Annotated in this window: 25 protein-coding genes and 2 tRNA genes; 20 read left to right on the top strand and 7 right to left on the bottom strand. The window is 63.6% G+C overall.

Features of this window, described 5'->3' with window-relative positions:
* The first annotated feature begins 9 nt into the window (after nt 1–9).
* From I6F37_RS06785 to I6F37_RS06775, 3 genes are all read left to right on the top strand, one after another.
* The gene (locus I6F37_RS06785; RefSeq protein ID WP_225150697.1) at nt 10–750 is read left to right on the top strand and encodes a tRNA-uridine aminocarboxypropyltransferase; all 741 of its coding nucleotides are present in this window, start codon (nt 10–12) and stop codon (nt 748–750) included.
* Nucleotides 751–834: 84 nt separating this feature from the next.
* Nucleotides 835–908, top strand: a tRNA-Cys gene (locus I6F37_RS06780).
* Between the two features lie 174 nt (nt 909–1,082).
* Complete coding sequence (locus tag I6F37_RS06775; protein WP_167361661.1) at nt 1,083–1,229, top strand: hypothetical protein; 147 nt, start codon at nt 1,083–1,085, stop codon at nt 1,227–1,229.
* Between the two features lie 80 nt (nt 1,230–1,309).
* Here the strand turns inward: I6F37_RS06775 and I6F37_RS06770 are convergent, their stop codons facing one another.
* Nucleotides 1,310–1,516, bottom strand: a complete 207-nt coding sequence (locus tag I6F37_RS06770) for a hypothetical protein (RefSeq protein ID WP_225112836.1) — start codon at nt 1,514–1,516, stop codon at nt 1,310–1,312.
* Between the two features lie 263 nt (nt 1,517–1,779).
* Between I6F37_RS06770 and I6F37_RS06765 the strand changes: the two genes are divergently transcribed.
* The 8 genes from I6F37_RS06765 (at nt 1,780) to I6F37_RS06730 (ending at nt 9,090) form a co-directional block, all read left to right on the top strand.
* Complete coding sequence (locus tag I6F37_RS06765; RefSeq protein ID WP_025036239.1) at nt 1,780–2,040, top strand: hypothetical protein; 261 nt, start codon at nt 1,780–1,782, stop codon at nt 2,038–2,040.
* A gap of 437 nt (nt 2,041–2,477) precedes the next feature.
* The gene (locus I6F37_RS06760) at nt 2,478–3,641 is read left to right on the top strand and encodes a PspA/IM30 family protein (protein WP_225112837.1); all 1,164 of its coding nucleotides are present in this window, start codon (nt 2,478–2,480) and stop codon (nt 3,639–3,641) included.
* Between the two features lie 10 nt (nt 3,642–3,651).
* The gene (locus I6F37_RS06755; protein ID WP_225112838.1) at nt 3,652–4,311 is read left to right on the top strand and encodes an OB-fold-containig protein; all 660 of its coding nucleotides are present in this window, start codon (nt 3,652–3,654) and stop codon (nt 4,309–4,311) included.
* Nucleotides 4,312–4,334: 23 nt separating this feature from the next.
* Nucleotides 4,335–6,029 carry a flotillin family protein gene (locus tag I6F37_RS06750; RefSeq protein ID WP_036039431.1) on the top strand — a complete coding sequence of 565 codons (1,695 nt, stop codon included), beginning with the start codon at nt 4,335–4,337 and terminating at the stop codon, nt 6,027–6,029.
* Nucleotides 6,030–6,236: 207 nt separating this feature from the next.
* Nucleotides 6,237–6,605, top strand: a complete 369-nt coding sequence (locus I6F37_RS06745; protein WP_036027987.1) for a hypothetical protein — start codon at nt 6,237–6,239, stop codon at nt 6,603–6,605.
* A 137-nt stretch (nt 6,606–6,742) separates the two neighbouring features.
* A tRNA-Asn gene (locus tag I6F37_RS06740) sits at nt 6,743–6,817 on the top strand.
* A gap of 666 nt (nt 6,818–7,483) precedes the next feature.
* Entirely contained in the window at nt 7,484–8,608 is a 1,125-nt protein-coding gene (locus I6F37_RS06735) for an AI-2E family transporter (protein WP_225112839.1), read from the top strand.
* A gap of 26 nt (nt 8,609–8,634) precedes the next feature.
* Complete coding sequence (locus I6F37_RS06730; RefSeq protein WP_225112840.1) at nt 8,635–9,090, top strand: potassium channel family protein; 456 nt, start codon at nt 8,635–8,637, stop codon at nt 9,088–9,090.
* 56 nt (nt 9,091–9,146) lie between these two features.
* Here I6F37_RS06730 and I6F37_RS06725 read toward each other — a convergent pair whose 3' ends face one another.
* Nucleotides 9,147–9,830 (bottom strand): helix-turn-helix domain-containing protein, encoded by a 684-nt coding sequence (locus tag I6F37_RS06725; protein WP_036039435.1) that lies wholly within the window; start codon nt 9,828–9,830, stop codon nt 9,147–9,149.
* Nucleotides 9,831–10,134: 304 nt separating this feature from the next.
* On the opposite strand from I6F37_RS06725, the gene I6F37_RS06720 reads away from it, so the two are divergent.
* The gene (locus I6F37_RS06720; protein WP_036039437.1) at nt 10,135–10,758 is read left to right on the top strand and encodes a response regulator transcription factor; all 624 of its coding nucleotides are present in this window, start codon (nt 10,135–10,137) and stop codon (nt 10,756–10,758) included.
* 171 nt (nt 10,759–10,929) lie between these two features.
* Nucleotides 10,930–11,298, top strand: coding sequence for a response regulator transcription factor (locus I6F37_RS06715; protein WP_225112841.1), 369 nt, complete (start codon nt 10,930–10,932; stop codon nt 11,296–11,298).
* A 14-nt stretch (nt 11,299–11,312) separates the two neighbouring features.
* Here I6F37_RS06715 and I6F37_RS06710 read toward each other — a convergent pair whose 3' ends face one another.
* Genes I6F37_RS06710 through I6F37_RS06700 form a run of 3 tightly spaced genes read right to left on the bottom strand, consistent with a single transcriptional unit; the run spans nt 11,313 to nt 14,505 of the window.
* On the bottom strand, nt 11,313–11,897 hold the full coding sequence (locus I6F37_RS06710) for an invasion associated locus B family protein (RefSeq protein WP_225150695.1): 585 nt from the start codon (nt 11,895–11,897) through the stop codon (nt 11,313–11,315).
* A 23-nt stretch (nt 11,898–11,920) separates the two neighbouring features.
* The gene (locus I6F37_RS06705) at nt 11,921–12,805 is read right to left on the bottom strand and encodes a S9 family peptidase (RefSeq protein WP_035999446.1); all 885 of its coding nucleotides are present in this window, start codon (nt 12,803–12,805) and stop codon (nt 11,921–11,923) included.
* 11 nt (nt 12,806–12,816) lie between these two features.
* The gene (locus I6F37_RS06700) at nt 12,817–14,505 is read right to left on the bottom strand and encodes an aspartate:alanine exchanger family transporter (RefSeq protein ID WP_225112843.1); all 1,689 of its coding nucleotides are present in this window, start codon (nt 14,503–14,505) and stop codon (nt 12,817–12,819) included.
* Between the two features lie 132 nt (nt 14,506–14,637).
* Between I6F37_RS06700 and I6F37_RS06695 the strand changes: the two genes are divergently transcribed.
* The 4 genes from I6F37_RS06695 to I6F37_RS06680 all read left to right on the top strand — a co-directional run bounded on the left by I6F37_RS06695 (nt 14,638) and on the right by I6F37_RS06680 (nt 20,419).
* Nucleotides 14,638–15,318: a YoaK family protein gene (locus I6F37_RS06695; protein WP_225151156.1), complete on the top strand. Its 681-nt coding sequence runs from the start codon at nt 14,638–14,640 to the stop codon at nt 15,316–15,318.
* Between the two features lie 173 nt (nt 15,319–15,491).
* Nucleotides 15,492–18,245: a decarboxylase gene (locus I6F37_RS06690; RefSeq protein ID WP_225150693.1), complete on the top strand. Its 2,754-nt coding sequence runs from the start codon at nt 15,492–15,494 to the stop codon at nt 18,243–18,245.
* Nucleotides 18,246–18,262: 17 nt separating this feature from the next.
* On the top strand, nt 18,263–19,963 hold the full coding sequence (locus I6F37_RS06685) for an aspartate:alanine exchanger family transporter (RefSeq protein WP_109143803.1): 1,701 nt from the start codon (nt 18,263–18,265) through the stop codon (nt 19,961–19,963).
* Nucleotides 19,964–19,978: 15 nt separating this feature from the next.
* Nucleotides 19,979–20,419: a hypothetical protein gene (locus tag I6F37_RS06680; RefSeq protein WP_035999439.1), complete on the top strand. Its 441-nt coding sequence runs from the start codon at nt 19,979–19,981 to the stop codon at nt 20,417–20,419.
* A 163-nt stretch (nt 20,420–20,582) separates the two neighbouring features.
* On the opposite strand, the gene ppk2 is transcribed toward I6F37_RS06680, so the two are convergent.
* Together ppk2 and I6F37_RS06670 are read right to left on the bottom strand one after the other, a co-directional pair.
* Nucleotides 20,583–21,383 carry a polyphosphate kinase 2 gene (gene ppk2, locus I6F37_RS06675; RefSeq protein WP_109143802.1) on the bottom strand — a complete coding sequence of 267 codons (801 nt, stop codon included), beginning with the start codon at nt 21,381–21,383 and terminating at the stop codon, nt 20,583–20,585.
* 17 nt (nt 21,384–21,400) lie between these two features.
* Complete coding sequence (locus I6F37_RS06670; RefSeq protein ID WP_035999435.1) at nt 21,401–21,853, bottom strand: hypothetical protein; 453 nt, start codon at nt 21,851–21,853, stop codon at nt 21,401–21,403.
* Nucleotides 21,854–22,017: 164 nt separating this feature from the next.
* Here I6F37_RS06670 and I6F37_RS06665 point away from each other — a divergent pair, with 164 nt between their 5' ends.
* The 3 genes from I6F37_RS06665 to I6F37_RS06655 all read left to right on the top strand — a co-directional run bounded on the left by I6F37_RS06665 (nt 22,018) and on the right by I6F37_RS06655 (nt 25,782).
* Nucleotides 22,018–22,443, top strand: a complete 426-nt coding sequence (locus I6F37_RS06665; RefSeq protein ID WP_035999432.1) for a hypothetical protein — start codon at nt 22,018–22,020, stop codon at nt 22,441–22,443.
* Nucleotides 22,436–23,671, top strand: a complete 1,236-nt coding sequence (locus I6F37_RS06660; protein WP_109143801.1) for an HlyD family secretion protein — start codon at nt 22,436–22,438, stop codon at nt 23,669–23,671. Before I6F37_RS06665 ends, I6F37_RS06660 begins: the two co-directional genes overlap by 8 nt.
* Before the next feature lie 218 nt (nt 23,672–23,889).
* The gene (locus I6F37_RS06655) at nt 23,890–25,782 is read left to right on the top strand and encodes a HAMP domain-containing sensor histidine kinase (RefSeq protein ID WP_225150691.1); all 1,893 of its coding nucleotides are present in this window, start codon (nt 23,890–23,892) and stop codon (nt 25,780–25,782) included.
* The last annotated feature ends 70 nt before the right edge of the window (nt 25,783–25,852 follow it).

Here is a 25,852-nt window from a genome sequence, read left to right as displayed (position 1 = left end):
AGCGGCGCCATGTCCAATCCGCCCCCCACTGCCGCCGCGCCGGCCGAGCCGATTCCCGACTGCCCGCATTGCCAGAAGCCGATGCCGCTCTGCATTTGCGACAGCGTCACGCCGATCGAGAACCGGCTCTCGCTGCTGATCCTCCAGCATCCGCAGGAGCAGGACAGGACGCTCGGCACTGCGCGGCTGCTGACCAGGCATTTTGCCGATGCAACGGTGCGGGTCGGCCTGTCCTGGCCGAGCCTGTCCAAGGCGCTGGGACGGCCGGTCGAGAATGCTTCGCACTGGGCGGTGCTCTATCTCGGCTCGGCACGCGCCGCTGATCTCGAGGCCGAAGGAGAGATCGTCGCGCTCACCCGCAAGGGCGAGGTCGCGGAGAACCAGCGCGCGATCCTCGGCAAGCTCGAAGGCGTGGTGCTGCTCGACGGCACCTGGAGCCAGGCCAAGGCGCTGTGGTGGCGCAATCCCTGGATGCTGAAATGCCAGCGCGTGATCCTCAATCCGGCACGTCCCTCTCGCTACGGGCGCTTGCGCAAGGAGCCGCGCCGCGACGGCCTCGCGACCATCGAAGCCGCCGCGACGATCCTCGCCGCCCTCGAGCGGCGCCCTGATATCGCCGAGACGCTTCATGCCAGTTTCGAGCGGATGCTGGCTCGCTACCGCGAGGTCCAGGCCGAGATGCCGGAACTGGCACCCAAGCCCGCGCCCAAGGGCCGCCGGCGCGACTTCCGGCGCGGCAAGCGCGCCTGATTTCGGGTGGACATTTCGCTGTGCTACCCGCGGGCCGTGGGGTTGCCTAAGCCATTGATCCCCTATATTGGTCCGCCCTTACGGGGCCACGTGGCGGAGTGGTTACGCAACGGTCTGCAAAACCGTGTACACCAGTTCAATTCTGGTCGTGGCCTCCATCACAAGTCTCTGATTTTCCGCAAAATTTGGACTTATAGGCGGTTCCGCCGAGCCGCAGCTCCAGTGAGCCACCGGGTTTGCCCGGGGCTTGGCGGAAAGGTGCGATTCAGGTCCTCTGGCATAGACTTCGCATCTGCGAAGAGACGCATCCAAACCCTGGAGCTGGAGAGCACGTGGGCGACGTCGTTCGATTTGTCCCGAAATCCGAGCTGGAGCGGGCCCGCCTCATTGCCGAGGCGCGCGCGATCTATGACAGCATCTTCCCGCCGGCTGCACCCGACCGGGCGCCGCAGCAGGGCGAGGAGCGCGTCAAGACTTGATCGGGGCTGCGCCGGTCCCCGGCGCTCGGTCATGCCGAACCGCCCGCAAGGCGGACGCATCGGTTCACTTCAAGTCGGCCTCAGCAGGCCGCGTACCAGCCGTCGGGAAAGGGCAGGAGGGGCCAGGCGCCCTCGTTGTCATTGGCAGCCTTGTTGGCTGCCTTGGGCGTCGCGTCGAAGCTCCACGAGCGGGGCACGTAGTCCTCCACCGGCACGGGCGCGAAATCCTCAAAGACCATGGCGTCCCGGACAGCATCCAGCAGCAAATTGAATTCGGCTTCGCTCATCACACCCTCGCAGAATGCGGACGGCGCAATGTCGCAAAGCCGGTTTGTTTCCGGATTGATCCGATCGTTCGCATTTTAACGATGCGGCGATCGGGACCCGAATGGTTAGCGATTCCTGAAAATCCCCGCGGCAACCCTATGTGCCGCCGCCGCGCAGCGGGTGTGAAGGAGATCACGTTCCCGGCGGTTTATTTCTCGTAACCCCTTTGTCCCATGCCGGCCAATGCAGGCCGGAGCGGGCAAGGCAGAGCGGGAGACTGGTCATGAAGGCGAGGTTCTTGCGGTTTGCGGGCGTGAAGAGCCGGGCGCGGGGCGCCTCGACGGTCGGGCTGTTCCTGACGCTATTTGCCTCCGCGGCCCATGCACAGGGAACTGCGGAGCAGCGGCGGGCCTGTACCCCCGACGTCTACCGGCTCTGCGCCGGCGAGATCCCCAACGTCCGCGCCATCACGGCCTGCCTGCGCCGCAACCGCGCGAGCCTCAGCGAGGCCTGCCGATCCGTGTTCGACCAGGCGGGCGGCTGAACGGCCCGGCTTGTGGGCTTGTGCGCAGCAAGTCCCTCGCAGGGGCTCGCGAATCCGTCACAGGCACCCTGTGGATATGCTGTGGATTTGCTGCGGATGCTGGACGTGGATGCTTCGTACCGTCGTCGGATCTTGGTCGCCAATCGTCATATCTCCGTCAAATGAGCGCACCGAATGATTCGGCGATCTGGCAGATCGCTGCTGCGGCCAGAGCTCCTCGCAACGGCGCGTCGAGAGAATGACGGCTTACCGGAACTCCACTGCATTCGTCTCAAATTTCAACCGAAGCGTGCATCAAATCTTGATCGGCCGTCCGCTAGGGATGATCGGCCGCCTTGAACGCAGGCCCTCATCGTCGCGACTAACCGACAGAGTGCATAGGGATCAGCAGAACGTGATCGAGCTTCCTCTTCCTAAAGCACCAAAATGGTGCTTTAGTGCTTTCCATGAGCCAATCGCCTCGAAACGCGCCGTCCGCACTGCGTTACCGGCTTGCCCCTGACCCGGCCGCCAAGGCCGCCATCGAGGCGACATTCCAGGCCTATGACCGCATGATGGAAATCCTCGACGAGGTGGCGCGGATCCACAATGTGGGTTCCAACGTGGTCCTGCTCCATGCCCATGCCTATGAGCCGATCCGCAAACAGACGGCGCTGCCTTCGCGGCTGGTGACACTGGGGCTGCGCGACCGCGCGGAGTATCGCGCCGCGCAAGGGCGCCGCCTGCCGCTCGACGACAAGCTCGCCAAGATCAAGGGGCCCGCCACCATTTCGATTGCGACCGTGCAAGGGCGCTTCAGCGTGCCCTTCGACTATGCCGGCTATGCCGAGGGCTGGGGGCAGAGCGTGCCGGCGCGCCTCATCCGCACCGACGACGGTTTCGAAGTTCACTACGGCGTCACGCCGAACAGCCTGCCAGAGGAGGAGAACGCCATGGATACCATCGCTGCCGCTCCCGACAACTTCCTGTCCCGAGTCGGGCGCCTGATTGCCGGGATCGCGTACGATGCGATCGAGCAGGCGGAGGGCAAGAACAAGCTGAAGGTGGTCAGCCAAGCCATCCGCGAGATCGAGCGCGCCGAGACCGAAGCGCGCGATGCGCTCGCCGCTGCCCGGGCCGAGGAATATCGCCTCAACGCGCGCCGCAGCGAGATCGAGCGGGCGATGACCGATCTGACCGCCAAGATCGAGGCCGCGATCGCAGACGGGCGCGATGATCTCGCCCGCGCCGGCATCGCGCGGCAAATGGACCTGGAGGCGCAGTTCGAGGTGCTCTCTCGCGCCATCCACGAGAACAACGAGAAGATCGAGCAATGCGTCACATCGCTCCGCGCGGTGCTGTCGGCGCTCCAGGATGCCGAGCAGCGCCGCGCCGATCTCGAAAAGAGCGAGGCACAGGCCAGCCCACAGACATCGACGTCGTCGCGGAAATCCGGCGGCACCTCCGCTGCCGCGAAGGCGCTGCGGGCGGGCAGGGCAGTGGCACGGGCCACCGGCGTGCCGCCGGGAATTCCTTATTCGAGCGACATCGACGAGCTGAGCACGCTCCATCGCGACAAGGAAATTGCAGCGAGGCTGGCCCGGTTGAAGTCGGGCGGCTGAGTGCGGTGTCATGAGCGCTCTGCTCGAACACATCATGGCGCCTGAGGTCAGGCCGTTCGCGATTGCGGCGGCCATGATCGTCATCGTCGGCTCGGTCGAGGTGATCTCGATGCTGATCGGGGCCTCCTTGAGCGAGATGCTGGGCACCAACATCGATTTTGCTCACCCCAGCGACAACGGCGTGCTCAACGCCATCTCCTGGATCAATGTCGGCGGCGTGCCGCTGTTGATCTTCCTGCTGCTGCTGCTCGGCGCCTTCTCCATCACCGGATTCCTGATCCAGGACTTCGCGCGAATGGTTGCGGGTCCCTTACCGGCGACGGTCGCCTCGGTCGGGGCCGTCGTGGTGTCGGTTCCGCTTGTGCGCGCCGCCAGCAGGACCATCGCGCGGGTCATTCCCAAGGACGAAAGCTACGTCGTCGGCCTCGGCGATCTGGTCGGCCGCATCGGGGAGGTCGTCGTTGGCCCGCTCGACCAGGGGCCGCCCGGCCGCGTCAGCGTCGCCGACATCCACGGCAACCGCCATTTCGTCTCGGCGGTCGCGGCGCCGTCATCGGGACCTTTGCCGCAGGGAACCATGGTCCTCCTGGTCGACCGCGACGGCACGCGCTTCGTCGCGGTGAAGGCCGACGATGAACTCAAGCCGTCCAACCCCACTCTAAGCAATTAGCAAGTCCCACAGCGGAGAAAGCCATGTTCGACATCGCAGTCCCGGCCGTGATCGGCGTCGCGCTGATCGTCGTCCTGGGGATCGTCTTCACCATCCTCTACAAGCGCGCCACCCGCGACGAGGCCTTCGTGCGCACCGGGCTCGGCGGCAAGAAGGTCGTGCTCGACGGCGGCGCCATGATCCTGCCGATCTTCCACTCCTATGCCAGCGTCAATCTGAAGACGTTGCGCCTCACCGTCGAGCGCAAGGAGCGGGAATCCCTCATCACCAAGGACCGCCTGCGCGTTGACATCGTTGCCGAGTTCTACGTCCGCGTCCGTCCCGACGAGGAGAGCATCGCGCTCGCGAGCCAGACGCTCGGCGCATTGACCAATGACGCCGAGGCGCTGCGCAACCAGGTCGAGGCGAAATTCGTCGACGGCCTGCGCTCGGTCGCCGCGACCATGAGTATCCTGGAGCTCCAGGAGAAGCGCTCGGACTTCGTCAAGCACGTGCAGTCCACGGTCGAGTCTGACGTGAAGTCGAACGGGCTCGAGCTGGAATCGGTGTCGCTGACCAAGCTCGACCAGACCGACGTCAAATTCTTCAACCCGGAGAACTTCTTCGACGCCGAGGGTCTGACCCAGCTCAAGACGGTCACCGAAACCCGCCGCCGCGATCGAAACGCGATCGTGCGCGATAACGAGGTGGCGATCGCGCAAAAGGACCTCGAGGCGCGCCAGCAGACCCTCGGGATCGAGCGGACCAAGAAGGAAGCCGAGCTGTCGCAGGAGCGCGACATCGCCAACAAGACGGCGAGCACCCGCGCCGAGGTCGCGACCGCGACGCAGACGGCGCGTCTGACCGAGGAGAACGCTCGCATCGACACCGATCGTGCGGTTGCCGAGAAGGAGGCGGGTGCCAAGCAGGTCAAGGAAACCGCGGTGATCGAGTCGGAGCTGGCGATCAACAAGCGCAAGACCGACGCCCAGCGCGAGATCCAGATCGCGACGCAGGAGAACGAGATCCAGATCGCGGCGAAGAGCAAGGAGACGTCGGAAGCCGTCGCCGAAGCCAAGACCGCCGAGGCGCTGGCCGTCTCCGCGGAGGAAAAGGTCGTCACCGCGCGCGCCATCGAGGTCGCCGATCGTGCCCGCCTGACCCAGGTGCTGGCCGCACGCACCGAGGCCGAACGCAAATCGACCGAGCTGATCGTCGCGGCCGAGGCCGAGAAGAAGGCCTCGCTCGATCGCGCCGAAGCCGTCAAGACGCTGGCCACCGCCGAAGCCGAATCCAACAAGATCAAGGCGGTCGGCGTCCGCAACATCGGCGAGGCGGAAGCCGCCGTCATCACCATGAAGAACGAGGCGCAGAACAAGCTCGGCAACAACGTCATCGATTTCGAGATCGCCAAGAAGCGGATCGAGACCATGCCGTCCGCGCTGGCGGAGATGGTGAAGCCGATCGCGAATCTCAAGGATGTCCGCATCCTGCACACCGGCGGCGCGTTCGGCGGCAACGGTGCGAGCGGAGGTAATGTCGGCTTCGGCGAAGGTTTGGCCGGCGAGCTGCTCAAGGTTCACGCGCTGCGTCCGATGATCGACGAGATCCTGCGCCAGAGCGGCTTTGCGCCTGGCGACGATCCGGTCAAGGCGCTGGTCGGTGCCGTGACGGGCAAGAGCAATGGCGCGGCCGTACCGGTGCCGGTACCGGAGAAAACAAACTCTGCCGATCTATGAATGCCGGTTCATTGCTGCTGAGAATTCGAAACGATAAACAGGTTGGGCGCGTCTCGCGTCGCGCAGCCGTCCCGGAGTGCAGATCGATCGTGTCTTGAACAGGCGATCGCGCTCCGGACGTGTCTCCAGGCAACGCATTTCCCTGCCGCGGCGCCCGCGCCGATCCATGCCGGTCGCCGAGGCCTGTTTTGATCGGAGGATTTTCAGATGAAGCATTTTCTGTCCGGATTGATCGCGATCGCCCTTTCGATCGCCGCCGCGCCGTCGCTTGCGGCCGATGCCCGCAACGTCACCGTGGTCAACGAGACCGGCTATGCCATCAAGTTCCTAGGCTTCAACGCGCCGGATGACGGGCTGGACGAGTGGGAGAACGAGCTCGACAAGGTGTTGCAGAACCAGGCCAGCACTTATGTCGAGTTCGACGACGACGATGAAGGCTGCGTCTGGAACATCCGGGTCGACTGGAAGAACTATGACGAGTCGGTGCTGTGGAAGAACGTCAATCTCTGTAAGCTCACCGCGCTCCGCTTGCGCTACGACCCCGGCACCAAGACCACCTCGTTCCTGGCGGAATAATCCTCGCCCGGTCCCGGCCGGAGGAGCGGCCATTCCAGGTCCGTCCGAGCGCGTTGCGGATGATGACGAATTCGTCCTTTGCAAGCGCAAGCGGCTTTGTTATACGCAGCCGCGCGCGAACGAACGGTTCGCCCTTTTCCTCGGTAGCTCAGCGGTAGAGCATCCGACTGTTAATCGGATGGTCGCTGGTTCGAATCCAGCCCGGGGAGCCATCAGGCTGTTTCCAAGCCTTTCAAAACACTCCAGAACTAAGCAAGCCCTAGGGGTAAGCCACTGAAAAATCAGGGGTTTCAACGTCTCGTTCTGTTCTGCCACTTCCGCCGTGGTCCGGAGCGGCTGGGGATATGGAGGGGTAGGGGCCTTGTACCCCCCAAATTGCCTCTCGGGATCCCCCCAAATTCCGGCGAAGGCGTTGGAATAAAGTTCCAAAAGGCACTCTCTGATCGGGTCGTCCTGAGCGCCAAGTCCGAATCGAAGGAATGAAAGCCGGCCGATACCTCCAGAGCCTGGCCCTCTTGGTCGTGACCAGAAAGAACAGGCCGCCGGGCGGAGCGGCCGATATAGCTCGGCCGTACCCGCCATTAGCCTCCAGACAGGCACAGCAATCGAGATCATGGGCTTTGCCGTCGGTCGGAGCTATGTCGAGATCAATCCGTTCGTCGGCGTCAACTTCACGACTGCTGGCTCACGTCCAGCACCGGGGCATTCTCACTCGCGGGCGGTGGACCGCGCAATCTGCGCCGAGACGCAACTGGCTGCGCGCCTGTTGCCGATCTCGCTAGGTGACCGATCGCCTGGCTTGATCTGGATCAAGCCTCCTCGGCGGGCCGCCCCGCTAGCTTTTCAGCAGCGGTCCGTCGGCCTGGAGGCAACGACCCTTGAAAACGCTTCGCCAGCTTCTGTCCGCGGAGGACATTGTCCAACTCGTGATCCGGCTAGGCTTGCTCGGGCTGCTGATCTTCTGGACATTTCTCGTCCTCCGGCCGTTCGTGCCGATCCTGAGCTGGAGCGCCGTGTTGGCGGTGGCATTTCATCCCGTCTTCGCCTGGCTCGCCCAACGCCTCGGTGGCCGTCCCCGGATAGCCTCAGCCGTTCTCACCCTGATCACGCTGGGCATCGTCATCGGTCCCGCCGCGTGGCTCAGCCTCAGTGCAGTCGAAGGGATCCGGGACCTTGCGGCCCAGATCGGCAGTGGCGATCTCGCGCTCCAGGCCGCACCGGAGCAGATCAGGAGCTGGCCGTTGATCGGTCCTCAGCTCTACGCGATCTGGAACGAGGCCTACACGAACATCCGTGCGGCGCTGCGCGAGGTGGCGCCGTACTTGAAACCGCTCGCCGGAGTGATGCTGTCGTTTGCCGGTGACACCGGAATTGGCATGCTCCAATTCCTGCTGTCGGTGATCGTCGCGGGCTTTCTGCTCCCGCACGGCGCGCAGCTCGTCGCCGCGCTGCGCGGCTTCCTGTTGCGCGTCGTGCCCGGCCGGAGCGAGCACTTTCTCGAGCTCGCCGGCGCAACCATACGCGCCGTCGCGCAGGGCATTATCGGCGTCGCTATCCTTCAAGCCTTGCTGGCGGGCATCGGCTTCAAGCTCGCAGAGATCCCAAGCGCGGGACTGCTCGCGGTCGTCGTGCTCTTGCTGTCGATTGTCCAAATCGGCGCCGGCCCCGTTCTTTTCCCCGTGCTGGTCTGGATATGGGTGGACAAGGACGTGACCGTCGCCCTGCTCTTGACTGTCTATCTGGTCGTCGTCGGTCTGCTCGACAACGTGCTGAAGCCGCTCCTCATGGGGCGGGGCCTGACGACGCCGACGCTGGTCATCCTGATCGGGGTCATTGGTGGTACGCTCGCGCATGGAATCATCGGACTGTTCATTGGGCCGATCATCCTGTCGGTGGCGTGGGAGCTCGCGACCGCATGGACAGGAATCGACCGCGCTGCGTCAGCGCAGGTCGATCAGGAAACCGTTGTCGCAAAGGAAACCATCGAGGCACGCTTGGCCTAGGCTAAAATGAGGTGTGTTTCACCCCGATGATGCTCCAATTCCTTGTCGGCACGCTCGTCAGCGTGATCAATATCGGAATCCACGCGCTCGTGACGGTGGTGGCCGTCACGGTGGCCCGCAGTGCCGTCCCGCGCCATACCAAGCGGCCGCGATTGCACCTCATGAGCGTCATGATCACGATCGCCGTCGTGTTGAAGATCGCCCACATGATCGAAATTCTGATGTGGGCGGCGACCTATCATATCGTGCACGCGGCGACCGCCGACGCGGACATGCTCTACTTCGCGTTCGTCAACTACACCACGCTCGGCTACGGCGACATCACGCCGGTGCGCGAATGGCGGCTGCTCGGCCCGCTGACCGCTATGAACGGTGTTCTGCTGTTCGGCTGGTCCGCCGCCATTCTGTTCGAAGTCTTGCTCAAGACGCTCGACCATCTCGGACTCACGGAAAGACCCGGTGCGGACCTGCCACGCACCTGATGCTGTCGCCTCGGTCAATCTCGACCATTGCGGAACGTGAACAGGCCTTCGCCGGCTCAGGGCTGCAGATCGAGGCTTGCGAGCTGGTGCCGGTCGAGCAGCACGATCTGGCGCTGGGTGTTGCCGATGAAGCCGAGCACGCCGAGTTCATGCAGCCGCGACAAAGCCCGCGAGACGGTCTCCAGCGTCAGGCCGAGATAGTCGGCAATGTCGCGTCGGGACATCGGAAGCGCCATGACGCCGGCAGCCGTCAGGCGCTTGTCCATTTCGAGCAGGAATGCGGCGACGCGCTCCAGGGAGGTCTTGCGGCCGAGCAGCAGCATGTGGTCTTCAGCATGCTGGAGGTTGTTCGTGGTCATGCTGAGCAGGTTTCTGGCTACCATGGCATCGCTCTCGGCCACGATTTCCAGGCTTTGGCGTTTGATCAGCCGTACCGTGGTGTCGACGATGGCTTCCGTCGTGAAGCGGTGCTCGCTGCCGTTCTCGAGCCCGAAAATGTCGCCGACGAGGTGAAATGCGCCGATCTGCCTGCGCCCGTCCGACAGCAGCTTGTAGCTACGCACCGCGCCGGATTTGACCTGGTAGACATACTCGGCCGGCTCCTTCTCGCCGTAGATCTCGGAGCCTTTTCGGTAGGAAAATTCGCTTAAATTGACCAGGGCATTTGAATGAGATGCCATGCCGAGGTCGCGGAGGGTATTGGGACGCAGCGTGGAATCCGTCGTGATGCGAACGAACATAGGCCAACTCCTCAGCTTTCCGCCGAATTGGTCTGTCAGACGAAATACTTTGCCGGAAATGCGCCGCGCTATCCCACTCCCGCCGAAGTTGATTTTCGGCCAAGGAAGTATTCTTATCCATTGTCCCAAGGTTCAGTGTACCAAAGGACAGCACTGGTGATTGCTGCGCTGGATGAGAATCCTCCACCGCAGGGAAGATGCGACATATTGCGAAGCAGATATTCCGACCTTCAAACGAGAAAATCGCTTTGAAGAACGACAAGGACGTCGAGCGTCCTGATCAAGTTGGGCGAGAGGTAGGAAGTTGCCAGGCCTTGTTCACGTTGTTGACGACGACGAGTCGTTTCGGACCGCGATCGAGCGCCGGCTAAAGCTCGCGGGATACGAGGTCGCGACCTACGCCTCGGCGCTGGAGCTCCTGGACTCGGCGCCGGATGACGGGCAGGCGGGATGTATCCTGCTCGACGTGCGGATTCCGGGCCTGAGCGGTCCCGACCTGCAGGCGCGGTTGGCTGCGGCGGGGTCGATGCTGCCCATCGTCTTCCTGACCGGTCATGCCGACACGCCGACGACCGTGCGCGCGATCAAGGCAGGTGCGGAAGACTTCCTGACCAAACCGATATCCTCCGAACAATTGCTCGAAGCGATCGAGCGCGCGCTGGCTAGTCAGCGGACGGCGCGCGCCCAGGCCAGCAGGCTGGATGCGTTTCGTGGTCATCTGGCCACGCTGACGCAGCGCGAGCGACAGGTGTTCGATCTGATCGTGCGCGGCAGGATCAACAAGCAGGTCGCGCATGAGCTGGGGACCACCGAGCGCACCGTGAAGGCGCACCGCCATCAAGTGATGGAGAAGATGCAGGTTCGCTCGCTGGCGGAACTCGTTTCGATCGCAGAGCGTCTCGGAATGCTCGATCCGGACGAACGCTGACGGCTCTGAAAAGGCGCGCGGTTCCCTCGAACGTGCCTGTCCCAAAGGACAATGCAAGGGCGTGTTGACAGTGCACGACGAGCTATGTGCAATAATGCACATAGGCACACGCGAAAGCGCGGAGCTGTCGTATCCGATATCCCACTGTCGTTTTCCGGAAAGGCAATCGCCTTGCTCCTGCGCGAGTCCGTCTTCGTCGTCGATGACGATCCGTCCATGCGGACCAGCATGGACAGGCTGCTGCGAGGATACGGCTTCGCCACAACCCTGTTCGACACGGGAGGGGCCTTGCTCGATCATGACAGGTTCCACACCGCGATCTGCATCATCCTCGACATCAATCTGGGTGCAAGGTCCGGCATCGAGGTGCGGCAAAGCCTGACCGAGAAGGGCATCGAAGCACCCGTGATCTATGTCACCGGCAATGACAGCCCGGCAAACCGCTCGGCCGCGATTGCCTCGGGCTGCATCGCCTATCTCATCAAGCCCTTTGCGGCGCAGTCCTTGATCGAATCCGTCCAGCGCGCCCGCGCCTTGTAGCTCCGCGCCGGCCCTCATTCGTCGACATATTGCTCGAGTGTCCTGGTCGGCGCCCCCTTATGGGCGGAACCGAATTGCGCGAGCGGAATCGAAGTCGTCACGGCAAGAAGATTGGAGTCGACGAGTTCGAGCAGAAGCGTTTGACCGTTTTCCATCTCCGAGATGATTTTTGGCGTCACGACGTCCGCCGCGACGCATAAATTGGTGAGACACCAGGTATAAGGAATGCGGAACGCGGCGCCATGGTCGACGGCCAGTTTCGGTGCTTGCTGCAGGTACATTCCGACCGGCACGAAAAGTTGCAGGCGGGCGGTGGGCGCGTCCTCCCGCTCGATCAGATCAATGCGCACGGCTGTTTGCCCGGTCGCGAACCGGCCAGTGATCGAGGTTCGACAGAGGGACGGCGCGCCGCCGGCCTTGAAGCACAATTTTTGCCAGCTGCCATAGCTGATGTCGCTGGCGTCGCGCTGGCCGCGTGTTGCGACCTCGGAGGACTTTTCCGCTTGCGCCGCCTTGAGCGAAGCGACAGCCAAGACCGTCGCGACTCCGGCGGCTGCAACCATCAGGAGACCAGAGAGACAATCAAAAGCACGGGCCATCGCTGCAACTCCGAGATCCGGACTCAGTTCTGCGCGTCGAGAAACTTCGCCACCAACGGCGACCAGAGCGGAACCGCGTCTGGCGAACCGAGGAGGAAATGTCCCTCGTTGCCGAACGGGGGCATCAGGTGATATTCGGCCCGGCCGCCGGCGCCGATGAAGGCAGCGTGCATGCGCTTCGATAGGTCGGGACCGAAATACGTGTCATTCCCGGTGTAGATCCACAGCATCGGCACGCGCGATGTGCGGCCGAAATCGGCGGTGGCCTCGACCAGTCGGTCGGGCGCGCAATTGTTGTTCGGCTTGCCGTCGACGCGTCCGCCGCGGCCTCCGGCAAAGACGATGATGGCCTTCACCTGTGGCGGGTTCACGCTCGACAAGGCGATCGAGGCCCAGCCGCCGGCGGACTGGCCGACCACGATCACGTCCTTCGGGATGATCCGCTTCTCGGCGGCCAGATAGTCAATGATCCAGAGATCGACCTGGGCGACCGCGAGGCCGGCATCACGGAAATTGGGATTGGCGCACTTCCCGATTTTCGAGAAGAACGGGCCGAACATTCCGCGTTCGGGGATGTCGATTGCCTGCGCGCCATAACCGCTGCCCACCGGGGCCACCACGAGATAGCCGCGCCTCGCAAACCATTTGGCGGCGTCGCGAAATTCGACCAGAGGGAAAAGGCTGCGCTGGGTCGCGTCGAGCGAGACACCGTGATTCATGATGACGAGCGGGAACGGACCGTCGCCGACCGGGCGCACCAGATAGGCGAACATCGGCAGCGGCAGGGGCAGCGCCCAGATTTCCTCCTGGATGCGGACCTCGTCCGCGGCGTGCGTGGGCGATGCGGCCACGAAAAGGCTGAGCAAGGTGATCGCGAAAAAATGGAGCAATGCAGGTCCGCGTCGCATCCGGGCCTCCCTCAACCTGAATAGGTTGCGGCCACGACGATCGGGCCGAGCACCGTGAGGACGACATTGCCGACCGCGTAGGGGACGGCGACGCCGAGCACCGGCGTCTGGCTCTCGGCAACGTCGCAGGCGCCGGTGACGGCGGCATCGACCGTCATGGCGCCGGCGAGCGCACCGCAGGTCACGACCGGATTCATGCGCAGCAGATAATAGGCAACCAGCGTTCCCACCGTCATCGGGACCAGCGTGACGACGATGCCCATGCCGACCAGCAACAGACCGTGCGCCTGGATCGCCGACCAGGCGGCAAGGCCGTTGCCGAGTCCGATCGCCGCGATGAAGCCGCCGAGGCCGATGTCGCTCAGGGTCTGCTGCGCCGCGGGCGGCATTGCGCCGATGCCCGGCCTGCGCGAACGCAACCAACCGCAGACGAGCCCGGCGATCAGCGCGCCGCCGCCGCCACCGAGTGTCAATGCGACAGTGCCGATTTTGAAGCTGGCAAGGCCGGCCAGAAGACCCACTGCGATGCCGGCAGCGAGAAAGGCGATGTCCGTGCGGTCGCTCGTATTCAGAGCGTGTCCCACTGGCGCCGTTGCCCGCGCGATATTGCCGGTGCTGCCGACCAGCGTCATGACGTCGCCGAGATAGACGCGCGTATCGGGACCGAGCGGCACCTCCCGCCCCATGCGCGTCAGCGCACGCAGGAATACGCCGCGTGCATTGTCGCCGAGCCGATCAACGATTTCGCGCAGTGAGCGGCCGTGCAGCTGGCGGTTTTCAACGAGCACTTCGATCACATTGCCGGGCAGGTTGCGCAGCAGTTCCCCCGCGTCGATCTCGGCCCCGAGGATCGGCTTGGCCGCGACGATCGCGGCGGTCGGACCGGCGATGACGATGTCGTCGCCGGCCTCGAGCACGGCGTCCTGCTGCGGCTTGATGTCGGCCCCGCTGCGCACGATCCGCTCTACGACCGTGCGGCCGCCGATCTCCGCCTCGATAGCACCGATGGTACGACCTGCGCCGGCCGAGACGCGATAGGCGCGGGCCTGGAATTTGCGATAGGACAGGTTTTCCGTCTTTGGCGGCGTACCGCCCGCGAGCTCCGCCTCGAGCTTCTTCGCCTCCGCCTTCAGATCGATCCGCATCAGCCGCGGCGCGACGAATGGCACGAACAGGAGCGTCAGGATGTAGCCGAGCACGTAGGTCACCGCATAGCCCGCCGCGATGTTGGCTTCCTGCTGCTTCAGCACGTCGCTCGGCAGGCCGAGCTGCGCCAGCGCGCCGGATGCGGTGCCGATCACCGAGGATTGCGTCAGCGCCCCTGCCGTCAGTCCTGCCGCTGTCCCCGTATCCAACGTGAAGACACGCGCGAAGATGAGCACGAGCGCGAGCCCCGTGGCGCCGATCACCAACGCCAGCACGACCTGTGCCAAGGTCCGCACGCTCAGCGAGGCGAAGAATTCCGGTCCAGAACGGTAACCGATCGTAAAGACGAACAGGCTGAACAGGATCGCCCGGAGGATCGGCGGGAACGTGAAGCTCCCGAGCTGTCCGATCAGCACGGCGACGATCAGGATGCAGGCGGTGGTTCCGATCGAGAAGCCGCGGATCCTGATGCGGCCGAGGATGGTACCGATCGCGATCGCGAGCAGCAGGAATATTTCCGGTGCGGTGGCGATGATCCACCTGACGGTTTCCATGGCATTCCCCCGGCGCTTTGGCGCGATTTGATTGGCGGCGGCGAGATGTTGCTTGATCCAGATCAAGCCTTCGCGGCGACGTGGCGGCGGCTATGACGCGATGGAATGTTCGCGACAGCCCATATTGCCGTCATGAGTACCCTGAACGTCACAACCGGTGCGATCCGCCGCGACGAGACAGTCGAGATCGTGCTGCTGCTCGCCTTTGTCGGCGGCTATATCGACGCCTATACCTGGATCATCCACGGCGTGTTGGCGAATGCCCAGACCGCCAACCTGATCTTCCTGTGGATTCACGCGATGGCGGGCAACTGGGCGAAGGCGCTGCACTTCGTGCCGCCAATCCTGGCGTTCGCGGTCGGCATCGTGCTCGCAGCTTGGCTGCGCCGCGCAACGGGCGAGCGGGCCAGCGCGGTCAGTACGTTGATCGAGATCCTGCTGTTGATAGCGATCGGCATCTTGCACAATAGGTTGCCCGATTTGGCTGGAACGCTCGGTATTTCCGCCGTGGCAGCGATGCAGGCCGCAATGTTCGTCAAGGTCGAAGGCACAGTGTGCAGCACGGTGATGATCACCAGCAACATGCGTCAGGCCATCGAGAACGTCTTCGCAGTCGCAGCAGGCGGCGCACCACTCGGAACGCTGCGCCGCTCGGGCATTTTCATCGCGTTGTGCGTCGTGTTCGGCTTCGGTGCCGCCGCCGGAGCCTTTGCAACCAAGAGCGTCCCCGATCTCGCGCTGGGCCCGCCGGTCGTCGCGCTGTTGATCGTGCTGCTGCGCTGCGAAGCGCTACGTTCGCAGGAGGGGAGATGAGCGCGCCAATGATCAGGTGAGCGTCGCACAACGAACGGCCTGATCTTTTCGTGTTGCGCTGCGAACGGCACGGCGTCGGCCCGCAGAATGCACGCGACCGTTGACTTGGATCAATGGAGCGAGCCGCGCCGCTCCCACGATCCGCATCACCTTTAGAGGATCGGGAGAGAGAGATGTCCAAAGACGCCAAGCCCGCACAGAAGCGTATCGACCAGTTCTTTTCCGGCCCGGGCGCGCGGGCAGACGACTGGCGCGACCTTGTGGAAGCAGCAAAGACCTGGGCGCGCGTCGGCAATCGCACAGCCTATGACGCGGCGTTGGCCGATCTTTCAATCATCGAAGAATTTCACGGCTATCCCGGTCCGCACCTCATGGCGGCGCTGCGGGAAGCAGCAGTCGCCGGCGACGGTGCATCATCGTTCGCCCTTGCGACGAGAATTGCCCAGGCACTGGCGACGCGATCCTTCCGCCAACATGCCGGTGACTGGAGCCCCAAGGACGACGGCAACGGCGATGCGCCCGAGCTGGCGCCGCCGGCCTTTGGCGCGCACAGCGCGCGCAGGCCGTATTTCGAAACCCTGATCGTCACCGGCGTATCTTCCAGCCAATGGCCGGCGCTGGCCGCGGAATGGCGCAAGCTGCGGCGCCCGGTCGACGCGTTCATCTATGAACCTGTGATCGTCGGCAGCCTGGAGGACGCTTTCTGTGCGACGATGCTCAATCCGAACATCGGAGCCGTCATCATCAACGAGGGCTTTGGCCTGCGTTCGCGGCACGATGCACCGGTGTTGCGCTCGATCATGGCCTCGGCCGGTCTCAACGACGAAACCGACGCTTCGGCGCTGCGGCTCGCCCAGATCATCAAGCGCGTCAGGCCCGAGCTCGACCTTTACATGATCTCGAACCGCGACGTGGAGGAGCTCGCCGGCAATCCCGAGGCGGATGTGGTCCGTCGCATCTTCTATTCCGTTGAAGAGCTGCTGGAACTCCACCTATCGATCCTCGAAGGCATCCAAGATCGCTACGACACGCCGTTCTTCGACAATCTCAAGAAATACGCCCAGCGTCCGATCGGCACCTTCCACGCGCTGCCGATCGCCCGCGGCAAGTCGATCTTCAAGTCCGACTGGATCCGGGACATGGGCGAGTTCTACGGCCCGAACCTGTTCCTGGCCGAGAGCAGCGCCACCACCGGCGGTCTCGACAGCATGCTGGAGCCGACCGGCAACATCAAGAAGGCGCAGGAGAAGGCGGCGAGGGCGCTCGGCGCCGACCGCGTCTTCTTTGTTACCAACGGCACATCGACGTCCAACAAGATGGCGGTGCAGGCGCTGCTCGCGCCCGGCGACATCGCGATTGTCGACCGCAATTGCCACAAGTCGCATCACTACGGCATGGTGCTGGCCGGTGCGCAGCCGCTCTACGTCGAAGCCTTCCCGATGACGGAATATTCGATGTACGGCGCGGTGCCGCTGAAGACCATCAAGCAGGCGCTGCTGGGCGCCCAGGCCGATGGCCGGCTCGACCGCGTCAAGATGGTCGACCTCACCAACTGCACGTTCGACGGCCATATCTACAACACACGGCGGGTGATGGAGGAATGCCTCGCCATCAAGCCCGATCTGATCTTCCTGTGGGATGAAGCCTGGTTCGGCTTCGCGCGTTTCTCGCCATTCCTGCGCCGCCGCACCGGACTTGGCGCGGCCAACGAGATCGAGGCATGGATGCGCGATCCCAAGTCGGTCGCGGCCTATGAGAAGCAGCAGGCCGAGCTCGGCAAGAACCCGTCCGACGAGGTGCTGCTCAAGACCCGGCTGATCCCGGACCCCCGACAGATCCGGCTGCGCGTCTACCAGACCAACTCGACCCACAAGTCGATGTCGGCGATCCGCCAGGGCTCGATGCTCTCGGTCAAGGACGTCGAATTCCACACCGTGGAGCAGCAGTTCAAGGAAGCGGTGTTCACCCACGCCTCGACAAGCCCGAACCAGCAGCTGATCGCGAGCCTTGACATCTCACGGCGGCAGATGGAGCTGGAGGGCTATGGCCTCGTCGCCAATGCGATCGAGATCGCGTTCGCGATCCGCCAGGCGGTCAACAACAACCCGCTGATCTCGAAATATTTCCGCATCCTCGGTGCCGACGCCATGGTGCCGGCGCAGTACCGCCAGAGCGGCTTCACCGACTTCCTCGCCCCCGGCGTCAACTGGGCGAACACGCTGAAGAGCCTGGACGAGGACGAGTTCTGCCTCGACCCGACCCGCATGACGCTGGTATGCGGCACGGCCGGCTATGACGGCACGCAGTTCAAGGGCATTCTCGCCAACGAGTACAACATCCAGGTCAACAAGACCTCGCGCAACTCGGTCCTGGTCCAGTCCAACATCAACAACACCCGCAGCGACGTCGCCCATCTCGTCCGCGTGCTCGCCGAGATCGCGGGCGAGATCGACCGCGGCCTTGCCCAGGGCGGTGCCAATGCGCGGAAGACCTTCGAGGCACGGGTGACGAGCCTGATGAAGGACGTGCCCGATCTGCCGAATTTCTCGCATTTCCACCCGAGCTTCCGCGGCGATGCCGGCACCAAGACCAATGAAGGTGACATCCGCAGCGGCTTCTACGCGGCCTATGACGTCGCCGGCTGCGAGCACATCCGCCTCAACGATCCCGAGATCGACCGGCGACTGAAGGCCGGGCCCGAGCTCGTCTCGGCCAACTTCGTGATCCCGTATCCGCCGGGCTTCCCGATCATGGTGCCCGGCCAGGTCATCACCCAGGAGACGATCGACTTCATGCGCAAGCTCGATGTGAAGGAGATCCACGGCTACGACGCCAAGGAAGGGCTGAAACTCGTACGGACGGAAGCCTTGGCCAAGCTCGGCAGGCCAAAGCCCAGCGCCCAGCCGAAGCTCAAGGCCGCGTCATAGGTCGGGAGGGGACGAACATGCAGGCATTTTTCCAGTTCTTGCAGCAGTACCCGTATCTGCTGCTGTTCTTCGTGGTCGGTCTCGCCGTCTATATCGGCCGAGCCAGCATCAAGGGTTATGGCCTCGGCATGGTCGCCGGTGCCATCGTGGTCGGCGCGGGCATCTCGGTCTGGGCATCCAGCTATGGCGTGAAGCTGGAGTTGAACAACTTCGCCAAGAGCCTGTTCTACTATCTCTTCATGTACGGCGTCGGCCTGCGCGTAGGTCCGTCCTTCGTCAACAGCCTGCGGGGCGACGGGATCAAATTCTTGTTCCTCGCGGTGGTGTCGAGTGTGATCGGCCTGACCCTCGTCGTGCTTGGGGCGAAGCTCTTCGCATTGCCGCCCGGTGCGGCTGGCGGAATGCTGGCGGGATCGCAGACCATGTCGGCGGCGATCGGCTCGGCCGAGCAGGCCGTCACGTCGGGAGTCGTGAAACTGCCTGCCGGGATGAAGCCCGAGGATGCCTCCGGCATGATCGCTTTGTCCTACGGTATTACCTACATTTGGGGCACCGTCGGCATCATCCTGATCTGCAAATACCTGCCGCGCTGGTGGGGCGTCGATGCCAAGGCCGCCGCCAAGAAGTATGAGCAGGAGTTCGGCGTCAAAGATCTCGAAGGCGGCGCCCTGACCGGCTACCGTCAGTTCGGTCTGCGGGCCTACCGGCTGGAGAATCCTGCGACGATCGGGATGAGCATCGCCAAATTCCGCACGGTCAATCCCGAGTACCGTATCGTCAATGTCGGGCGCAATGGTGAGCCGCAGGGGGCTGATCCCGAGCTCGTGCTGCAGAAGGGCGATATCGTCGCGCTGGGCGGATCGACCGAGCATCTGACTGAGAAGATGGGCCTGATTGGTCCGGAGGTCGCCGATGCCAAGACGCTCGGTATACCCATGGACCAGGCGGAAATCGTCGTCTTCAACAAGGACGTCGTCGGGCGGACCTTCGAGTCCTTCCGCGACACGGCCATCGCCGGCCAGCTGCAGGTGACCAAGGTCGAGCGGGGCGGGGTGCAGATCCCGGCCGGTCTCAAGACCAAGCTGGAGCGCATGGACATCGTCTCGGTGGTCGGCCTGAAGTCGGCGGTCAACGAGCTCGGCGAGATGTGGGGCCGCATCGCGCGCGCCAACACCTCGACCGACTTGCTGACCCTGTCGGTCGGCATGATCATCGGCTTCCTCATCGGCATGATCGAATTCCCCGCCTTCGGTGCCAAGGTCGGTCTCGGCAATGCCGGCGGGCTGTTGCTGTCCGGCGTGATCGTGTCCTCGGTCGTGTCGCGGCTGCGCTTCTTCGGCAATACGCCGAACGCGGCGCGAAACGTGCTTGAGGATCTCGGCCTCGTTGTGTTCGTCGCGATCGTCGGGGTCAATGCCGGCGCCGGCCTGTTGGCTCAGCTCACCGGCGCGGTCGCGCTCAAGATCTTCATCGTCGGCTTCATCGCGTGCACGATCCCGCCGTTCATTGTGTGGGCGATCGGATACCACGTCTTCAAGATCAATCCGGCGGTTCTGATGGGCGGCGTTGCCGGCGCGCGCTCGCATTCCGGCCCGTGCCGCGAGGCTGCGGTCGAGATCCAGAGCTCCGTGCCCTGGATCGGATTCCCGGTCGGCTATGCCGTCTCGGGCATCCTTCTCACCATCTTCGGCTACTTCGCGATGATCCTGGCTCAATAAGGGGAAGAAAACGTCATGAGAAAACTGTCCTTCGGCGCCGTCCTGGTCGCTTCGCTCGCCGCTGTTGCCGGCTTTAGCACGTCCGCGCGTGCCGACACCGGCCAGGTCGCGGTCGTCTTCACCAAGGGTGGCTTCATCGTCGGCGCCGGTGGCGGTGAGGGCGTTCTGGTCTACCGGGGCAAGAAATACCCATTCACGGTGTCTGGCATGAGCGTGGGCCTCACCATCGGAGCGTCGACCACGAAGTTCGTCGGCCGCGCGCTCAATCTAAAGGGGCCGGCGTCGATCGAAGGCTCTTATGCCGTGGGAGGAGCGGGTGGGGCAATCGCCGCAGGTGCCGGCGCCGTTCAGTTGCAAAACAGCAATGGCGTGATCCTCCAGCTCAGCGGCCCGCGGGTCGGCGCGGAAGTATCGGCTGCAGTCGGTGGCGTCACGATCCGCCTGAAATCGAGTTGAAGGGGTCGTATGGCCATTGAGCGATCGACGGCAGCGTCGGGCCCCTAGGGCATGATCCGGAAAAGTGCGTAGCGGTTTTCCGAATAGAACATGCTCAAACAACAACCTAAAGCGCGATGACGATTCATTCCAATCGCATCGCGCTTTAGCGGCCTGACGCTGCTCAATAGCGCTGCGCGACGAAACTCATTTTCTTGAGGCTGGCCTGGTCGTTGTAGCGTCCCTTGTCGGAGCGCTTCGGCAGTTTGATCTTGTCCTTCTTGATGCGCTTGAAGGGGATGGCGCCGAGAAGGTGCGCGATGCAGTTGAGCCGCGCCCTTCGTTTGTCGTCAGAGCGGACGATGTTCCAGGGCGCATCCTTCGTGCTGGTCTTCTTCAGCATCAGGTCGCGCGCGCGCGAATAATCGTACCAGCGACGGAAGGATTCCAGGTCCATCGGACTGAGCTTCCACTGTCGGACCGGGTCGTCGATGCGGGCCTTGAAACGGCGCTCCTGCTCGTCCATGCCGACCTCGAGCCAGATCTTGATCAGGATGATGCCGCCGTCGATGACGTATTTCTCCATCTGCGGGCACAGGTTGAGGAAACGCTCGTGCTCGGCGGGGGTGCAGAAGCCCATGACGTACTCGACACCGGCGCGGTTGTACCAGCTCCGGTCGAAGATCACGATCTCGCCGCCGGCCGGAAATCGCTCCATGTAGCGCTGGAAGAACAATTGTGTCTTCTCGCGGTCGGACGGCGCGGGCAGGGCGACGACCCGGAACACGCGCGGGCTGACCTTCTCGGTGATCGCCTTGATCGTGCCGCCCTTGCCGGCGGCGTCCCGACCCTCGAACAGGACGATGACCCGGAGCTTGTTTTCCCGCACGTAGTCCTGGAGATGGCACAGCTCGACCTGGAGCTTCTCGAGCTCCTTCTCGTAATCCTTCCGCTTCATCCGCTCCGCAGGGCCGTCCTTCGCCATGCCGATCCCACCTGTTGCTAATCGTCCCAGGAAATGGTCACGCCGATGTCGCCGGGCACGCCGCCCGGAAAATCGATGATCTGATAGGCGATGCGATAGCCGCGCGGTTTCAGGTAATCGGTCCAGAGCTGGAAGATCTCCTTGGGAATTCCGGTCAGGGTGTTCTCCCAGCCCTTCTCCATCTGATTGATGGCGCGGCCCTTGTCCGTGCAGAGCGAGTTGGGGAAGCGATAGACCAGCACTTCCGTGAGGCCGTTGCGCACCGCGCGCTGGATCACGGTCGAGGCGAGCTTGATCTTCTCCTCCTCGGTCTTGCCCGAGGGCTTGCTCAAGCGCTCGATCAAGGCGCGCTTCTCCGCCTCGGCCGCGGCGGCAAGGCGCACATATTCCTCCGCCTTTTCGGCTTCCTTGAGGGCGGCTTCCTTACGAATCTGGGCTGCGCTGGGGATGAGATCGTCTAGGCCGGGCATGGCGGGCGGCTCCTGATGGTTGTCCAATCAGCATGCGGCTGACGCTAGGGTTGGCCCTGACGTGTTCCCTTGACTCAAATCAAACAAACGCGAACATACCCGAACACAGTGCCGCCCATGGACGTTTTGACCGGGAGAGACGTTTGAGCGAGCAGCTTCATCCGATGGCACCGCATCATCTGCCGTTTTATCTCGCACCGGGGAGCGGGACCGATACGCTGATGGTGGTGATGGGCGTATTCCTGATTGGGGCCGTGCTCTGGGTCGGCACGCTCTACTGGAAACTGCACAGCCTGCCCGAGCGGATGGCGCACAAAACGCATAAACTGCAGTTCGAGTTAGTCGCCGTGCTCGGCCTGATCTCGCTGTTCACGCACATGCACATCTTCTGGATCGCCGGACTGCTCCTCGCAATGATCGATCTTCCGGATTTCGGCACGCCGCTGCGCAGCATTGCCGGGTCCGTCGAGAAGATCGCCGACGCGACGCCGGCCTCCGATGCGGAGGAAGTCCAGGCTGAGGCGGCCGTCGCACCGCCCCCCGCGGACAAGCCGGGACCCGCCAAGGAGAAGGAGCGCAGTCATGCTTGAGCTGCTGATCTGCTCCCTCGTCACGATCCTTCCGGACTACCTGTACCGCCGCTACGCCCAGGGCAAGCGCTTCGGGAAGGAAATCACCTTCTTCTCGGTCTGGTACGAGCTGCGCTGGGGCATCACCGCCTGCCTGATGCTGACGGTGTCGCTCATCACCATGATCTTCTACTTCCATCCGGCGACATCGTCGGCGACGCTGTACTTCCGCACCGTGCCAATTCTGCCCGAAGGCTCGGGCCGTGTTGCCGAGGTCAAAGTCGGCTTCACCGCGCCCGTCAAACAGGGCGATGTGCTGTTCACGCTCGATAGCTCGAAGCAAAAGGCTGCGGTCGAGACCGCCAAGCGGAAGGTGGCAGAAGTCGATGCCGCCATGCAGACGGCGCAGGCCGACGTGGTCAAGGCCGAGGCGCAGCTCGGCGAAGCGAGGGCCAACTACCAGCAGGCCAAAGACGAGCTCGAGGTCAAGTCCGAGCTCCAGCGCCGCAATCCCGGCATCGTTCCGCAGCGTGACATCGACAAGCTCCAGGTGCTGGTCGATCAGCGACAGTCTGGCATCGACGCCGCGACCGCGGTGAAGCAGTCGGCGTCCTTGCAGGTCTCGGTTCTGCTGCCGGCCCAGAAGGCCAGCGCCGAAGCCACGCTCGATCAGGCTCAGGTCGATCTCGACAAGACCTATGTGCGTGCCGGTGTCGACGGGCGCGTCGAGCAGTTCCTGGTTCGCCCCGGCGATGTCGTCAACCAGCTGATGCGTCCGGCCGGTGTTCTCGTTCCGGAGGGCGCGGGCCGCAAGGCGCTCCAGGCCGGTTTCGGCCAGATCGAGGCGCAGGTCATGAAGACCGGCATGGTGGCGGAAGCGACCTGCATATCCAAACCCTGGGTCATCATCCCCATGGTGATCACGACGGTGCAGGACTACATCGCGGCCGGACAGTTTCGCACCGGCGAGCAGCTCATCGATCCGCAGAATGCCGTCCGTCCCGGCACGATCCTGGTTTTCCTGGAGCCGCTCTACAAGGGCGGTCTCGACGGTGTCACGCCGGGCTCGAGCTGCATCGTCAACGCCTACACCAGCAATCACGAGGAGATTTCGGCCAAGGACACCTCGACCAGCCGGAAGATCGCGCTGCACGTCGTCGACGGCGTCGGCCTCGTGCACGCGCTGCTGCTGCGGATCCAGGCGCTGTTGCTGCCGATCCAGACGCTCGTGCTGAGCGGCGGGCATTGAACGAGAGAAGAGGACGGATGAGACGTGGTCGCCGAAAGTCGTCCTCGCCTGCCATTTCGGCCGCCGGCGCCTATTATGCGCCGTCCTGCGCGCAACTCGTGGGCGCCTATGGCCGCGTCGTCACGCGCTGCTGAGGCCCGCGTCGGGGGCTGTCCGTATGGTGCGATTCCAGCTAGAATTGCCTGGAAAGCAGCTGCCGTAAGCTGTGAGGGTGCAGCATGAGCGGGGGCGCGTGCATAGACCGGCTGAAGCCACGGCTCGTGGCCGCGCTCCTATGTCTCGGCCTGCTCGTGGCCGAGTGCCTCTCGGCTGGGCAAGCCGGTGCGGTCGAGCGGAGCCGGCGCGGCGAGCTCAAGCGTGTGCTGGTGCTGCATTCCTTCGGCCGCGAGTTTCGGCCATGGAGCGAGTATGCGCGCGACATCAAGGCTGAGCTCGAGCGGCAATCGCCCTGGCCGCTCGATATCCAGGAGCACGCACTGCTCACCGCGCGCTTCAACAACCCTGGTCCCGAGGCGCCGTTCGTCGAATATCTACACTCGCTGTACCAAGGTGCAGTGCCGGACATCGTCTTGAGCATCGGCGCGCCTGCCGCCCGCTTTGCGCAGAAATATCGCGCCAGGCTGTTCCCCGATGCACCGTTGATCCTCTCCGCGGTCGAGCATCGGCTGATTAATCGCACCGACCTCTGCGACAACGATGTCGTAGTGGCCGTCCGCAACGATTTTGTCGCGGCCTTCGACAACATTCTTCAGGTCCTGCCCGATACAAAATCGGTTGCGATCGTGGTCGGAGCTTCGCCGCTCGAGAGGTTTTGGACGGAGGAGCTGAAGCGGGAGCTGAAACCTTTTGCGGAGCGGATCGAACTCGTTTGGTACTCGGATTTGTCGTTCGAGGAGATCCTGAAGCGCTCATCGAAGCTCCCGTCTCACACCGCGCTGTTCTGGGGGCTGATGTCCGTCGATGCGGCCGGAGTGGTCTATGAGAGCGACTGGGCGCTGCGCAGCCTGCATGCCGTCGCCAACGCCCCGATCTTCTCCTACCAGGAGCCGTTCTTCGGCGAGAGCACGGTCGGGGGACCGATGCACTTGATTGGGGAAACGACGTCGCGGACCGTCAGCGCCGCGATCGGCATTCTTGGCGGCGCGAAACCGGCGAGCATCAATTATGAGCCGATCGCCTTCGCCGCGCCGCGTTACGACTGGCGGGAGCTGCAGCGCTGGGGCATCAGCGAGAGTCGCCTGCCCAAGGGAAGCACCATTCTGTTTCGCGAGCCGAGTATCTGGCAGCGCTATCACTGGCAGATGCTGATGATCTCGGCTGTGTTCCTGGTCCAGACCGGACTCATCAGCGGGCTCCTGCACGAGCGTCGCCGGCGCCGCGTCGCCGAAGTCGAATCGCGTCAGCGGCTGGCGGAACTCGCCCACGTCAACCGCTACTCGGCAGTTGGCGAGCTGACCACATCGATCGCACATGAACTGAACCAGCCACTCGGATCGATTCTGACCAATGCGGAGACTGCACAGCTCATGCTCAGGGCCGCTCAGCCCGACCTTGTCGAGATTCAGCAGATCCTCGCCGACATCAGAAGGGACGACCAACGGGCGAGCGAGGTGATCCGTAGGCTGCGCAGCGTTCTGAAAAAGACCCCGTTTGAGGTCAAGCACATCGAGCTCAACGATACAGTGCGCGAAGCAATCGATCTGGTGAAGGCCCTCGCTCAGGGACGCCGGATCACGTTGAGCTATTTGCCGGCGCTGGCCGGCCTTCACGTCAAGGGAGATCCGGTCCAGCTTCAGCAGGTCATTCTCAACCTGATCATCAACGCGATGGATGCGATTTCCGATGCGGAGGCCGGAAAGCGGGAGGTCAGCGTCGCGACCCAGCTTGCCGGCAATCAGGCCGAGATCAGGATCGCCGACACCGGGCCCGGAATACCCGCCTCCGATCTCGCAAGCCTGTTTGATCCGTTCTTCACGACCAAACCGCACGGCATGGGCATGGGCCTTGCGATCGCCAGAACCATCGTCGAGGCCCATCACGGCACGATCGCCGCTGCGAACCAGCCTGCGGGCGGCGCGCTGTTCACGATCAGGCTTCCGACCGCTCGCTGAGCGGGCGGTATCTTGATCTTGATCAAACATCACGGCGCTGAAGCCGTTCTCTCTCGGTCGCATGACAAGT

It is taken from the genome of Bradyrhizobium sp. NBAIM08, assembly GCF_020193935.1.
Lineage (GTDB): Bacteria > Pseudomonadota > Alphaproteobacteria > Rhizobiales > Xanthobacteraceae > Bradyrhizobium > Bradyrhizobium yuanmingense.
This window is presented reverse-complemented; position numbering and strand designations above follow the sequence as displayed.